Raw genomic sequence first — 13,836 nt, 5'->3', positions numbered from 1 at the left:
AGTTTAATAAGGTGAATAATAGATAGATAATAATATAAAGTATCTGAAAATTAATAGATATAGAATAGAATGGATGCGCGTTAAGTGAAACTAGATAAAAGAGGGTTCCTATTATGCTAAAGAAATGGTTAATTGTTTTCTTTATTTTTGCTATTTTTTGTGGGAGTGTCGTTGCACTAATACATGCAAATAAAGGTAAGAAATATGATATAAAGGCATTTTCTAATGTAAATAGTAAGCAAAAGGGCGATATGCAGGAAGTTGATGCAAATGAGAAAAAGCGTTATGAAGTTGCAGCTGGAAAGCTAGATCAATATTTAAAAGATAAAGGATTTAATGGGAGTGTTCTTGTAGCTAGTAAAGATCATGTGATTTTACGAAAAGGTTATGGGTATGCGAATGTGGAAGATAAAGTAGTAACAACGCCAAGAACGAAATATCGCATTGGTTCTATTACGAAAACAGTCGTTGCAATATCTATTATGCAGCTAAAAGAAAAAGGGAAGTTAAATATTGAAGATAATGTAAATAAGTATATTCCATCGTTTCCGGCAGATAAAAACATTACGTTGCGAAATTTGTTAACACATACGTCAGGGTTACCAGATCAGGGACAAGGTAGGGTTGATGCAGCGTCACGACTAAAGTTAGTAACGTGGATTGGGGCGCAAAAATTACAATTCCCTGCAGGGACAGGATGGCGATATACAGATTATAATTATATGGTACTTGCGTATATTGTAGAAAAAATAGCAAATAAACCACTTGCTGAATATGTGAAAGAAAATATTTTTACTCCTGCTGAAATGCATGAATCTGGAATGGGTGCAACTCTCCCTGAAGATATTTTTTTAGCAGAAGGTTATACGAGAAAAGATAATGAGTTAATAGCTGCACCCCGCTTAAAAATGAGCTGGTTGTATGGGTGTGGTGAAATGTATACGACTGTTGAAGATATGAAAAGATTAGATGAGGCAATTATGGATGGAAAACTGCTATCTAAACAAAGTGTATTAGATATGTTTACTGCATCACCTGCAAGAAAATATGGATTTAGTTTCTATACGTATCCAGATTATTATCATAACCACGGCGTATTATCAGGATGGAATACTTTTAATAATTTTAACTGGGATAAAAGAACGTTTGTCATATTATTCTCTAACGTCCAAAATGGTATGAATGATGCATTTAACCAAGAGTTTAGGAAAATGGCGAATGATTTAATAGAAGGAAAAGAATAATTTTAAAATCGGTATTGATATGTAATTATCAATACCGATTTTTTTATTTCGTAAAGTTCAGCGTGCTAAACAAGTAGGTAAGGAAGATAGTTGAATAAATACATATAGGTAGTTAAATGATAGGAATGCAAAGAATAATTGGTAATTTTTACATTGGAGAAAAAGCTTGAGCTTCACACTATGTGAAGCTTTACATTATTGGAGATAAGAACAGGAGGTTGAAAAAATGAAAAAAGTAGTAAAGTGTTGCTTAATAGCTACATTATCAACGGCGATTATTAGTGGTTGTTCTTTTGAAGGTGGTAATGAAAATGCAAAAGGGAAAGAGAATGCAAAAATAGAGGTACAGAAAAAAGTTGGGAAATATACGATGCCAGATGAAAAAGATAAGCATGAAGGTACATGGCTGCAATGGCCTCATGAATACACATATGGCCAAGAATATAAGCAGGAAGTTGAACCGATTTGGGTTAAGATGGCAAGTGCTTTAACCGAGGGTGAAAAAGTCCATATTGTTGCATACGATGAGGAAGAGAAAGAGCGCATCAATAATCTTTTAATAGATAAAGGACTGAATATGGATAAAATTGATTTCTTTATCGCTCCTACTGATGATGTATGGGCAAGAGATAGTGGGCCGATTTTTGTTTATGACAATAATAAAAATCTCAAAATATTAGATCCGGCATTTAATGGTTGGGGAAAGAAAACTCCTTATAAAAATGATGCTCGTGTACGTGAAAATGTTAGTAAACAATTAGGGATTGAAAGGATTGATTGGGGGAATTTTGTCCTTGAAGGCGGCGCAATTGAATTAGACAGTAATGGGACTGCTTTATTAACTCGAAGTGCAGTAACAAATAAAAATAGAAATCCGGATTTATCAGAAAAGGAAATTGAAAAATATATAAGTGATCTAGGAGTATCAAACTTTATTTGGTTAGACGGAGTACCTAATTTAGATATTACTGATTTCCATATCGATGGATTTGCTAAATTTCATAATAAATCCACCATCGTAACGATGAAAGAAGATGACCTAGCCGAGTGGGGGTTATCAAACAAAGATATGGACACATTGTTAGATGCAAAAAATGCGTCAGGAAAGAAATATAAGTATGAATATTTACCTCTTAGTAAAGAGAAAGTTATTTTAGAAAATGGAAAAGCTCTCGATTATAAGGGATCGTATATTAATTATTATATTGGGAATACAGTGGTATTGGTGCCTAATTATAATGATCCGAATGATAAAATTGCAAATGATACGATTCAGAAGTTATACCCAGATCGTAAAGTAGTTGGTATTGATGTGAGAGAGCTTTATAAAAATGGCGGTATGATTCATTGTGTGACACAGCAACAACCGATTCAATTGAAGTAATCGATTGAAATGTAGCAACATACGGACAAAATAAGTGAATTGTTATTTTTTACCTATTTTGTCATGTTTTATTTTTTGTGAAAAGGAGTAAGGGTATTGAAAGGAATAATCTTAACTAGCTTCATAATGATAGGATTTATGATGCTATTATTCAATTTCATATTTTCATATAAATTTCTATTATTGTATTTTAAAACCCTGTCAAGAGTCAATTTACGGCTTAATGACAGCTTTATATTTTTTATATAAATATATAATATTTCTCCGTGCTATAATCCATTCATGAAATGTGCACGTTTCGAAAATTGTTATGAAAAGAGAAATAGTTGGCATAGTGAAATTAGTTATTCAACCATTATTAAAAAGCGAGGTAAATAATATGGAACAAAAACAAAATGGAATTATTTTTACTGCAATACCAGATAAATCAAATGAATATTATCGTCCATTTTATGAGGATTTGATTTATTTTAATGAATACTTAAATGAAAATAAATCATTTACTGATCAACTTGTTTCTTTATCTGTTGAAGAGCAAGATTTTCATACAAGCTTTTTTGAGTATGATGATATTTGGCTAAGAGATGTTGCACCAGTCGTCACAAATCATTTAGTTAAATTTAAATATCAACCAAATTACTTACCGAAAGATCAATGGCGATATTTAGATCAACAATTTAATAAATGGTTGAAAAAGAACGACTTTGAATATGTGAAATCTCCATTGATATTAGACGGTGGAAATCTTATTTGGAATAAAAAAGATACTGTTATAGTAACGGAACGCATATTTGATGATAATTATGATTGGACGGAAGAAGAAATTATAGAGCAACTGGAATGGGATTTGGATGTGAGCCGCGTTATTATTATTCCTGCTGAAGAAGGGGACGTACTTGCACATGCAGACGGAATGGTTAAATTTATTGATGAACACACGATGTTTATTAGTGATTTTTTAGGGGATCATGAATTTAGATATAATGTTCAAGAGATTATTCAAGAGCAAATGCCAGAAGCTGAATTTATAGTAGTACCATCGTCATATACAGAGAAAGGGCAATATGATCAAGAAATAGCGTCGGCAAAAGGTTTATATATAAATATGTTAGAAACATGTGATACGATTTATGTTCCTAAGTTTGGATTAGCTAAAGATAGGGAAGTATTACGATATATTCAACAGCATACTGAGAAACAAGCTATTCAAATTCATGTAGGAGAAATATCAACAATGGGAGGCGCAATTAATTGTTTAACATGGTATTGTCCTTCGCATTTGTTACCTTCAAAAATGAAAAGATTGAACAATCAGAATGAAGAATTTTCAGTTAGGAAGATTTTTGATTGGCTTTAAAATAAGCGTATAAGAAAATGTATTCAAGGGGTAAGTATATGTATACAATTACTGAGTTTTCGCGGATTTGTAAAATGAGTACACGGATGCTAAGGCATTATGACAAAGAGGATATATTAAAACCAGCATATGTGAACCCGGAAAATGGGTATAGATATTATGAGCAAGGGCAGTTAGAAATAGCATTGAAAATAAAGAAGTTAAGGGAGTATAAGTTCCCTCTACCGAAAATTAAAATCATTCTTCAGTCGTCAGATCAAGATTCATTTATTAAACATATGCAAGCACAAATTATAGAGTTATCTCATGAAGTAAAACAAAATTTACAGGTTATTTCAGAAATGAATGAAATGGTAAATATGAATTCTGCTTTAAATACTGCTTGCCATAGAAATTACGATATATTAATTGGGATGAGAAATGAAATAACAGTAATTTCTCAAAGGTTACAAATAAATATAGATGATATGGATGATTATTTTTATGACTTATATGAAATAGTACACAAGAATAACTTCCAAATAGTCGGCTCGCCTTCTACAGTTTTTTATGATGAAGAGTATATTCCAAATAAGAGTGATATTGAATTAAGAATTCCGGTAATGCATGGGAACAATACAGATGTAGTACAAGAATATGAAATAAAAAAACTAAATCCGCATCAAATCGTTACTACTATGCATTATGGAAGTTATGACTATATAGGTTACGCTTATATAGCATTAGAAAAATGGATTGAAAGAAATGGTTATGTAATAGAGGATTCACCATATGAGGTTTACGTAAAAGGACCTGAATGTGATTGTTTAGTAGAGGAGTATGTGACACAAATTTGTTTTGTAGTTATGAAAATAGACTGAAGATAAGGATTGACATTAACATTATGTCAATCCTTATTCTATTTATGTAAGTAATTCATCATAATAAAAAGGAGAAAGAATATGAAAAAAATAATCATGATTATTTGCCTTATTCTAAGTATGACATGGGTTTCAGCATGTACTCCTGGAGGAGGAGAAGGTGAGAATGGTAGTTTTGTTCTACCTAAGGAGTTGCCTAAAAATGTAGTGTTTAAAAATGGTACCATCTATACTTCAAATGGAAAGCAAGACATTGTAGAGGCTATAGCCGTTAAAGAAGGGAAAATTACATTTGTTGGTTCAAACAAAGATGTAGAAGGATTTATAAATGAAGATACAAAAGTAGTGGATTTACAAGGACGTTTTATACTCCCTGGTTTTGTGGACAATCATAATCATATATTTGAGGCGAGATCACCAGCAGCAGGGAATTGTAGTGTCTCACCAGATGCTTCGCTGCAAGAACAACGCTCGTATTTAAAGGCTTGTAAAAAAGATGTGAAAGATGGCGAATGGGTAAGTGGAACAGGATTTAGTTTGGAAGAGTTGTTAAAAGATATGGACGAAAAATCAGAACAACAAACGCCATTACAAGTTCTTGATGAGTTATTTCCTAATAACCCTGTATTAATTATGGAAAGAACTTCTCATTCTGTATGGGTTAACTCAAAAGCATTGGAAGTAGCGGGAATAAATAAAGAGACGAAAGATCCGCAAGGCGGAAGAATCATCCAGGATCCAGAAACAGGAGAACCTTTCGGGCTTCTGTATGATACAGCAGGGGATATCGTAATGGAAAAAGCATGGAATTCTCAGCCTAAACTCTTTGAAAAAAATTATGAAGGTTTGTTAGACGGTTTAGATGAGGTTGCGAAGAATGGTATTACTACAGTCGGCGATGGACGTCTCTACTGGAAACGAGGCTGGTTAGATGTTTGGAATAAAGTTAACGATGAGAAAAAGTTAACGTCACGAGTAGTACTGCGTCCGTGGGTATATCCGAACTTAAATGAAACAGAACAAATTGAGTATTTCAAAAAAATTAAGCGTGATGATGTATCATCTCGAATGCTTATTAATCAAGTGAAGATGTATAGTGATGGAATTAGCATTAACAGTACTGCTAAAATACTAGAAAAATATAAATTTGAGTGGTTTAAAGGAACACCGTACGGTTTGAACTATATTCCAGAAGAAAAAATGAAATGGTGGTTGACGGAACTCAATAAACTTGGTTACGGTGCACTCATTCATACGATTGGAGATGGCGGGGTAAGAGAGAGTTTAAATGCAATTGAAGCTGCGAAAAAAGAAGGGGCGAATCAGCCTTATACGCTGACGCATGTTGAAATGGTAGAAGATAGTGATATAAATCGTTTTGTTAAGTTAGGTGTTAGCGCTGATTTCCAAGTAGGTCATGATTTTGCAGAAGATCCTAAACAAAGCTGGGCAAGTACGTATTTTTCAGATCAACAGATGAAACGAATTATGCCGTTAGGACGCATTTGGAAAACAGGAGCAAATGTATCGCTTAGTAGTGATTGGGACGTAAATGAACTAAATCCACTTGTGACAATTTCGAATGCGCTAAGTATTGAAGAGAAAGGCTTATCTGATATATATGCAGCTATTGATGCTTATACGATTAAGCCCGCGAAAGCATTAGGTCTTGATAATATTACTGGTTCAATTGAAGTAGGTAAATCAGCCGATATGATATTACTAAATGAAGATATTACTAAAATGAGTGTCGATAAGATTCCAGATGCGAAAGTTTTAGTGACGGTTTTACAAGGAGAAGTAGTGTATCACAAGGAGAAATAAAGAGACACCTTAAAAGTAGTTACAAGTACATGAATATATTTCTGTTGACCTTAACACGATGTCAAAGTTTAGACTAAACTTACATTCGAAGAAGGGGTGAACACGTATGAGAAATATAGAAAATAGTTTGTTTTATATGCCAGCTGAGTGGGAAAAGCATGAGGGGACATGGCTCCAATGGCCTCATGATAAAGCTCATAGAGGTGAAGGTTACAGAACTAAGCTAGATGATATTTGGGTAACGATGGCAAAGGAGCTTCATTACGGAGAAAATGTGCATATTGTTGTATATGATGAGGAAGAAAAAGTACATGTCCAAACGAAGTTAATGGAAGAGAAAGTGGACATGGATAAAATTGATTTTTTAATTGAAAAAACGGATGATATTTGGATAAGAGATAATGGACCGATTTTTGTAAAAGATAAGGAAGGCAATCTCTGCTTAACGCACTGGATTTTTAATGGGTGGGGTGAGAAATATCCGTATGAAAATGATGCTGTTGTTCCGACAAAAATAAGTGAAACGTATAGCATTCCAAAAGTTAATTCTAGTGTCTGTCTAGAGGGCGGAGGAATAGAGATAAACGGAAATGGAACCTTAATGGCGGCAAAAACTTCTATTATAAATGAAAATCGAAATTCTACACTAAGTCAGGAAGAGATTGAAATAGAGTTAACGAAGCATTTAGGGGTAACGAATTTTATATGGATAACGGGCATTCGCGGTGAGGATAATTATGATGAAGATACAGATTACCATATTGATGGGGCAGCACGTTTTGTAAATGAAAATACAATTCTTTATGAATATGATCCTTTCGGAGAAAGTGAATCCTACCTTTTGGAAGCGTACGAAAAGCATTATCAAGAATTGCGACAAGCAAGAAATATAGATGGAAAACCATTTCAACTCATACCAGTACCGGTGACGAGAAAGATGGTGAAAGAAGCAGACTGTAAGGGCTCATATTTGAACTTTTATATTGGAAATGAGGTTGTATTAGTTCCTATATATGGTGATGAGCATGACAAATTAGGGCTTCAAATCATTGAAGGACAGTTTCCAGGAAGAAGGATTGTTGGTATTTATGTAAATGAATTGTTTGCCTATGGTGGCATGATTCACTGTGTCACGCAGCAACATTTAGCATAAAGTAACTGAAATGAAAAAAGCATGCAGAGTATATACTCTGCATGCTTTTTATAATGCTGAAAACTCTTCAACAAGTGAGCTGAAACGATTTAGTGCGCTTTCAATCGGTTCTGGCGTAGTTAAATCAACACCAGCTTTTTTCAGTAGATTTAATGGATAGTCTGAACTTCCACCTTTAAGGAATTCAATATAATGTTTTTGAGCATTTTGATCGCCGCTCAATAACTTATCTGCAATTTGGATTGCAGAAGCGAATCCAGTTGCATATTTGTATACGTAAAATGGACGGTAGAAATGCGGTATTCTAGCCCATCCGTATTTTACTTCTTCGTCAAATACGAGAGAATCGCCATTATACTCTCTAAACAAGTTTTCATAAACTTCGCTAAAGACTTGGGCATTTAATGGTTTACCTTGCTCAGCCATTGTATGTGTGATTTTTTCAAACTCAGCGAACATGATTTGTGTAAAGAAAGTACCTTTAAATTTATCGATGAAATGGTTTACTAAATGATTACGTACAGCAGCATCTTTTGCTTCTTTTAATAAATGATGAATTAATAGAACTTCATTTACTGTGGAAGCGACTTCTGCGACAAAAATAGTATAGTGTGCAGAAATTCTTGGTTGGTATCCGTGTGAGTAATGTGTATGCATGCCGTGTCCACATTCATGAGTAAGAGTGAAAAGGCTATTTAAATCATCGTGATGATTTAAAAGAATGAAAGGATGAACACCGTATATCCCAAAGTTATAAGCACCAGAACGTTTTCCTGGTGTTTCCCTTACATCGATATAGCGTTTATCTTTAAAGCTTTTTAATGTTTCAATATATTCTTCACCTAATGGAGCTAGTGATTCGATCATCATGTCAAATGCTTTGTCATATGGAATGTCTTGTTTTACACCAGCTACTAAATCAACGCCCAAGTCGTATTGATGTAGTTCATCTACATTTAATTTTTCTTTTCGAAGTTCATTATAAGTATGTAGTGATTGAATATTTTTTTTTGTAGTCTCAATTAAATTTTCATAAACTTCTTTCGGAACCATGTCGCCAAATAATGACTTTTCTAAAGCTGATGGATATTTTCTTAGCTTTGAAACAGTAACATTATTTTTAATAGCAGCAGATAAAGTAGAAGCGATAGAATTCTTTAATTGAACGTATGGTTTGTAATAAGCTTTATAGGCTTCTTTACGTTTCTCGCGATTTTCATCTTCTATTAACTTTGCATACATTCCGCGTGTTAGAGTAACTTTTTCTCCTTCATCAGTAGTCACTTCACCAAATAGTATATCTGCATTATTTAACATGCCGTATGTATGCTGAGGAGAGGAAAGTGCTTCGCCCATTTGTGATAAAATCTCTTCTTGGTCCTTATTCAAGACGTGTTTTTTATAACGGTACAATTCAAATAAGTCTTCTTTATAATATTGTAAACCTTCTGCTTCTTCTATGTAAGAATGTAATGTGTTTTCATCTACGCTAAGTAAGAATGGGGAAAAGAAAGATTTAGCCGCACTTACTTTCACATGTAATTGTGATACTTTATCGACAAGAGATTGAGCGTCAGTATCACGCGTATCAAGATCAGATTGTAATCGTGCATAAGCGAACATTAAAGATATTATGCTAGAAGTTTCTTCACTCTTTGTTAAATAGGCTAATAAACTATTGCCATCGTGAATGTTTCCATTAAACTCGTGTAATTCTTTCGTTAATACTTCAATTTTATGGAAGTCGCTTTCCCAATCTTCAATTGTATGGTAAATATCTGTTAAATCCCATTTTTCTTTATCATCTACTTGTAGTCGATCTTTAAGTTCAGTCATAATCATTTCCTTTCTAAATATGTAGTTATATTCCTATATAACTATGAAATACAACAAATTGCAAAAAATCCCTGCTGAAAATTAAAAAGCCTTGCTAAATGGCAAGGCTTAAAAAATTATAATGTAATTCCGAATTTTGAATGTAAAAGATTTTTATATTGTACATCTGTAACGTTTTCTTTCGTTTTTTTACCGTTTTTCGCTATTGTCAGACTATCCTTTGTTAAAGATGTATGCCCGTCTTCAGTTAGTTTTACAATAAGAGGTACTTTGTTAAATGGTGAGCCCTCATGTTCAACGATAATTTTTTGTGCTGCATTTGCTTTTTCTTCATTCACTTCTTCTATATAAAATGCATAGCCTAACGTCCAATCATCAGCAGAAGATTGATCCAAAAACTCATTGTTTTTACGCATCTCTAAAATATAGTTTCCCTTTTCGGTCATTTCTTTACGAATACGATAATCTCCTGTGACGGAGTGAATGACTTCACCTGAGAAAGGGACAGGTGCAAGAGGTAAGTATGATCCGAATCCTACTTCAATTAAATAAAGTTCATTATGGTGTGTTAAAACAGTTGCGATATGACCAGAATCAACAGCCCATATAGAATTTGCAGCATTGTACACTGTTCCTGAAACGAGATGAACATCAAATCCAACGTCTTTAAGGAAGTAATACATAGTAGGATTGAGTTCATAACAAAGGCCGCCCCGGTTGTTTACTAAAATTTTTTCTTTTAGATTTTCTTTTGATATTTCTGTAAAGTTGTTTTCGAGTATATTTAAGTTTTCAAAAGGGACAGTTTGCGCCATCGCGTACATAATGTTAGATAAATCTTCAAATGAAACGTTGTGTTTTTCTTCTATATGTAATCTTGAAAAAAATTGTTTTTGAAAGTCCGTCATAGAAACCCCTCCGTTATGCTTTTATAGATAAATTGTAAACAATCTTGAATAAGATGTGAAATAAAAACTATGGTGTAGTATTTGGTGAATATGTGAAGTTAGACTAAAAAATAATGTGGGAGAGTGAGAGATTGCTACTTTACTAATTGTAGAACGAATATTATAATAATTTCGATAAACTATGCAAACGTTTTCTTGGGAGGGGATGTTGTAAATATGTTAAAAAAAATAACAGTAGTCGGCTTATCGGTTGTTTTGTTTTTACCTAGTATACATGGGGGAAGTAAAGTGTATGCAGATACGGTTAACAATGGAACGTTAATGCAATATTTTGAGTGGTATGCTCCGAATGATGGGAATCATTGGAACCGCTTGCGTTCAGATGCTGGAAATTTAGCTCAGAAAGGAATTACATCTGTTTGGATACCGCCTGCATATAAAGGAACTACGCAAAATGACGTAGGATATGGAGCATATGATTTATATGACTTAGGGGAATTCAATCAAAAAGAAACGGTACGAACAAAATATGGGACGAAAGCACAATTGAAATCTGCAATCGAAGCTTTACATAAGCAAAACATCGATGTATACGGCGATGTAGTTATGAATCATAAAGGTGGAGCAGATTATACTGAAAATGTAACGGCTGTTGAGGTAGACCGTAACAATCGAAATGTTGAGGTATCAGGTGATTATGAAATTAATGCATGGACGGGGTTTAACTTTCCTGGGCGCGGAGATACTTATTCTAATTTCAAATGGAAATGGTATCATTTTGACGGAACGGATTGGGATGAAGGAAGGAAATTAAATCGAATTTATAAATTTAGGGGTATAGGTAAAGCGTGGGACTGGGAAGTGTCTAGCGAGAATGGAAATTATGATTATTTAATGTATGCAGATCTTGATTTTGATCATCCAGATGTTGCGAATGAGATGAAAAATTGGGGGACGTGGTATGCGAATGAATTAAATTTAGATGGCTTTCGTTTAGATGCTGTTAAACATATTGATCATGAATATTTACGCGATTGGGTAAATCATGTCAGACAGCAAACAGGGAAAGAAATGTTTACGGTGGCTGAATATTGGCAAAATGATATTCAAACTTTAAATAATTATTTAGCGAAGGTCAATTATAATCAATCTGTATTTGATGCACCACTGCATTACAATTTTCATTATGCTTCAAAAGGAAATGGGAATTATGATATGAGAAATATTTTAAATGGAACAGTCATGCAAAATCACCCTGCACTTGCAGTTACTCTCGTTGAGAATCATGATTCTCAGCCTGGACAGTCATTGGAATCTGTAGTAAGTCCGTGGTTTAAACCGTTGGCATATGCATTTATTTTAACTCGTGCAGAGGGCTATCCTTCAGTTTTCTATGGTGATTACTATGGGACAAACGGAAATAGTAGCTATGAAATTCCAGCGTTAAAAGATAAAATTGATCCAATTTTGACGGCACGAAAAAACTTTGCATATGGTACGCAGCGTGATTATTTAGACCATCCAGATGTAATTGGATGGACAAGAGAAGGTGATGGTGTACATGCGGATTCTGGTCTAGCAACATTAATCTCAGATGGACCAGGAGGATCAAAGTGGATGGAAGTTGGAAAGAATAACGCAGGGGAAGTATGGTACGATATGACGGGTAATCAAACAAATAATGTAACAATTAATAAGGACGGATGGGGGCAGTTCCATGTAAGTGGAGGATCAGTTTCCATATATGTTCAGCAGTGAATTGGTGATAAAAAAGAAGAGGAAGACTGAAATATAAGTCATCCTCTTCTTTTTATATTTTTATCATCCCTAAATTTTTATTTTCATAAATGAATTAGTCGACTTTTAAAACAACGAGAGATGCGTTGGAATAAATAATATCACCTGTGGCTTCTCTTATTCGGACTCGAAGAACGTCTCCTTGGGTTAAAGGTAATAAATCAGTTCTAGTGGATGTAGCTCTTACCCCAGAACTACCAACTCGTGTAATTCTTTCGTTAATACTTCAATTGTATGGTAAATATCCGTTAAATCCCATTTCTCTTTATCATCTACTTGTAGTCAATTTTTAAGTCCAGTCATAATCATTTCCTTTCCAAACATGTAGTTATATTCCTATATAACTATGAAATACAACAAATTACAAAAAAACTGATGAAAATTAAAAAGCCTCGCCTGAAATAGCAAGGCTTTAAAAATTATAATGTACTACCGAACGTTAAATATAAAAGATTTATATATTGTTTTTCGTAATAATAAAAAATGTACTGTGAGTGCTATAGAACTAATTAGTATATTTCTAACATGATTTAAATAGATATTATATTTGCTTTACGGTAAAATGAATTTAGTGTAAAATTACACTATTAGTGTAAAGTGATAACAAATGGGTGTTTTTACACTTATGGTTATGGAAAGAAGTTCTTTATATACATCATAATTTAAAATCGATAAGGACATTTCTGTATAGGAAGTAGTAGCAAAAGGAGAGGCAATATGAAAAGAACAATAATGAAATATAGCATAATGTTTAGTTTATTACTATTAACATCATGTGATATATCGGATGAAGAAATGGAACAAAAAGCACAAAGTTATACAAAATCGGAGCATGGTATTTCTGTAAAACTAGATCGAATTGAAATAGCCGACCAAGGTAAGGATTTTTTAGGTCCAAACAGACGAATAGCTTATGTACAGCAAGTAGATGAACCATATTTACAATTTCAAATATGGTTCGATGGACGAACCTCTCCAAAGGTAGAGAATGATAATTATAAAATAAAAAAAGGAGCGAACGATTTACGAGAAAGGTTCAATACATATTATGAAGAAAAAAGGAATAATACTATACTTACTTTCGATCGAATGCAGACAGGAGATATTATTTTCGGCAAGGATGAAGAGAAAAAAATATCGAAGAAGCATCCGAAGCATTATGTTACGGCGGTTTTCAGAAGTAGTACTGTTTTAGATGTAAACAATTCTGTACATATGGAAACATTAGCGGAGCTTGCAAGAAGTATTCAGGAATTTAATAAAACGATTGAAGATAGTAAGAGTAGTGTGGATGATATAACGATTCAGTTGCCAAATGTTGATAAGGGTGTATTACAACATATTGCAGTAGATTATATAGTAACGGCTGAAGATGCGAAAAAGACTCTTGAGAAAAAGGGAGATTATATGAAAGTTTTACAATCTGCAAGGGTATAGCCTGACACCTTTACTTCTCACAAAACATATAGTATG

10 protein-coding genes and 1 pseudogene are annotated in these 13,836 nt (G+C 33.5%); 8 read left to right on the top strand and 3 right to left on the bottom strand.

What is annotated here, in order from left to right:
* The first annotated feature begins 113 nt into the window (after positions 1-113).
* From MHB74_RS16815 to MHB74_RS16790, 6 genes are all read left to right on the top strand, one after another.
* Positions 114-1,244: a serine hydrolase domain-containing protein gene (locus MHB74_RS16815; protein ID WP_061677695.1), complete on the top strand. Its 1,131-nt coding sequence runs from the start codon at positions 114-116 to the stop codon at positions 1,242-1,244.
* 226 nt (positions 1,245-1,470) lie between these two features.
* Positions 1,471-2,628 (top strand): agmatine deiminase family protein, encoded by a 1,158-nt coding sequence (locus MHB74_RS16810; RefSeq protein WP_061677694.1) that lies wholly within the window; start codon positions 1,471-1,473, stop codon positions 2,626-2,628.
* A gap of 379 nt (positions 2,629-3,007) precedes the next feature.
* The gene (locus MHB74_RS16805; protein WP_061677725.1) at positions 3,008-3,985 is read left to right on the top strand and encodes an agmatine deiminase family protein; all 978 of its coding nucleotides are present in this window, start codon (positions 3,008-3,010) and stop codon (positions 3,983-3,985) included.
* A 38-nt stretch (positions 3,986-4,023) separates the two neighbouring features.
* Positions 4,024-4,845: a MerR family transcriptional regulator gene (locus MHB74_RS16800; protein ID WP_061677693.1), complete on the top strand. Its 822-nt coding sequence runs from the start codon at positions 4,024-4,026 to the stop codon at positions 4,843-4,845.
* Positions 4,846-4,926: 81 nt separating this feature from the next.
* Entirely contained in the window at positions 4,927-6,669 is a 1,743-nt protein-coding gene (locus tag MHB74_RS16795) for an amidohydrolase (RefSeq protein ID WP_061677692.1), read from the top strand.
* Positions 6,670-6,775: 106 nt separating this feature from the next.
* Positions 6,776-7,822, top strand: a complete 1,047-nt coding sequence (locus MHB74_RS16790; protein ID WP_061677691.1) for an agmatine deiminase family protein — start codon at positions 6,776-6,778, stop codon at positions 7,820-7,822.
* 48 nt (positions 7,823-7,870) lie between these two features.
* On the opposite strand, the gene pepF is transcribed toward MHB74_RS16790, so the two are convergent.
* Entirely contained in the window at positions 7,871-9,658 is a 1,788-nt protein-coding gene (pepF, locus tag MHB74_RS16785) for an oligoendopeptidase F (protein WP_061677690.1), read from the bottom strand.
* Between the two features lie 116 nt (positions 9,659-9,774).
* Positions 9,775-10,566 carry an arylamine N-acetyltransferase family protein gene (locus MHB74_RS16780; protein WP_061677689.1) on the bottom strand — a complete coding sequence of 264 codons (792 nt, stop codon included), beginning with the start codon at positions 10,564-10,566 and terminating at the stop codon, positions 9,775-9,777.
* Between the two features lie 216 nt (positions 10,567-10,782).
* Between MHB74_RS16780 and amyS the strand changes: the two genes are divergently transcribed.
* A complete protein-coding gene (amyS, locus tag MHB74_RS16775) occupies positions 10,783-12,324 on the top strand; it encodes an alpha-amylase (RefSeq protein ID WP_061677688.1) in 1,542 nt (513 codons plus the stop codon).
* Positions 12,325-12,418: 94 nt separating this feature from the next.
* Here the strand turns inward: amyS and MHB74_RS16770 are convergent.
* Positions 12,419-12,562: pseudogene (locus MHB74_RS16770) on the bottom strand (exosporium leader peptide); the annotation flags it as partial.
* Between the two features lie 518 nt (positions 12,563-13,080).
* Between MHB74_RS16770 and MHB74_RS16765 the strand changes: the two are divergent.
* Positions 13,081-13,800 (top strand): hypothetical protein, encoded by a 720-nt coding sequence (locus MHB74_RS16765; RefSeq protein ID WP_061677687.1) that lies wholly within the window; start codon positions 13,081-13,083, stop codon positions 13,798-13,800.
* Positions 13,801-13,836 lie beyond the last annotated feature (36 nt).

Source organism: Bacillus sp. FSL K6-0069, assembly GCF_038007785.1.
GTDB lineage: Bacteria > Bacillota > Bacilli > Bacillales > Bacillaceae_G > Bacillus_A > Bacillus_A mobilis.
This window is presented reverse-complemented; position numbering and strand designations above follow the sequence as displayed.

Bases quoted from the DNA above. Each gene is read 5' to 3' on its own strand.
- MHB74_RS16815 (WP_061677695.1), top strand. From the start codon at position 114: ATGCTAAAGAAATGGTTAATTGTTTTCTTTATTTTTGCTATTTTTTGT.
- MHB74_RS16810 (WP_061677694.1), top strand. From the start codon at position 1,471: ATGAAAAAAGTAGTAAAGTGTTGCTTAATAGCTACATTATCAACGGCG.
- MHB74_RS16805 (WP_061677725.1), top strand. From the start codon at position 3,008: ATGGAACAAAAACAAAATGGAATTATTTTTACTGCAATACCAGATAAA.
- MHB74_RS16800 (WP_061677693.1), top strand. From the start codon at position 4,024: ATGTATACAATTACTGAGTTTTCGCGGATTTGTAAAATGAGTACACGG.
- MHB74_RS16795 (WP_061677692.1), top strand. From the start codon at position 4,927: ATGAAAAAAATAATCATGATTATTTGCCTTATTCTAAGTATGACATGG.
- MHB74_RS16790 (WP_061677691.1), top strand. From the start codon at position 6,776: ATGAGAAATATAGAAAATAGTTTGTTTTATATGCCAGCTGAGTGGGAA.
- pepF (WP_061677690.1), bottom strand. From the start codon at position 9,658: ATGACTGAACTTAAAGATCGACTACAAGTAGATGATAAAGAAAAATGG.
- MHB74_RS16780 (WP_061677689.1), bottom strand. From the start codon at position 10,566: ATGACGGACTTTCAAAAACAATTTTTTTCAAGATTACATATAGAAGAA.
- amyS (WP_061677688.1), top strand. From the start codon at position 10,783: ATGTTAAAAAAAATAACAGTAGTCGGCTTATCGGTTGTTTTGTTTTTA.
- MHB74_RS16765 (WP_061677687.1), top strand. From the start codon at position 13,081: ATGAAAAGAACAATAATGAAATATAGCATAATGTTTAGTTTATTACTA.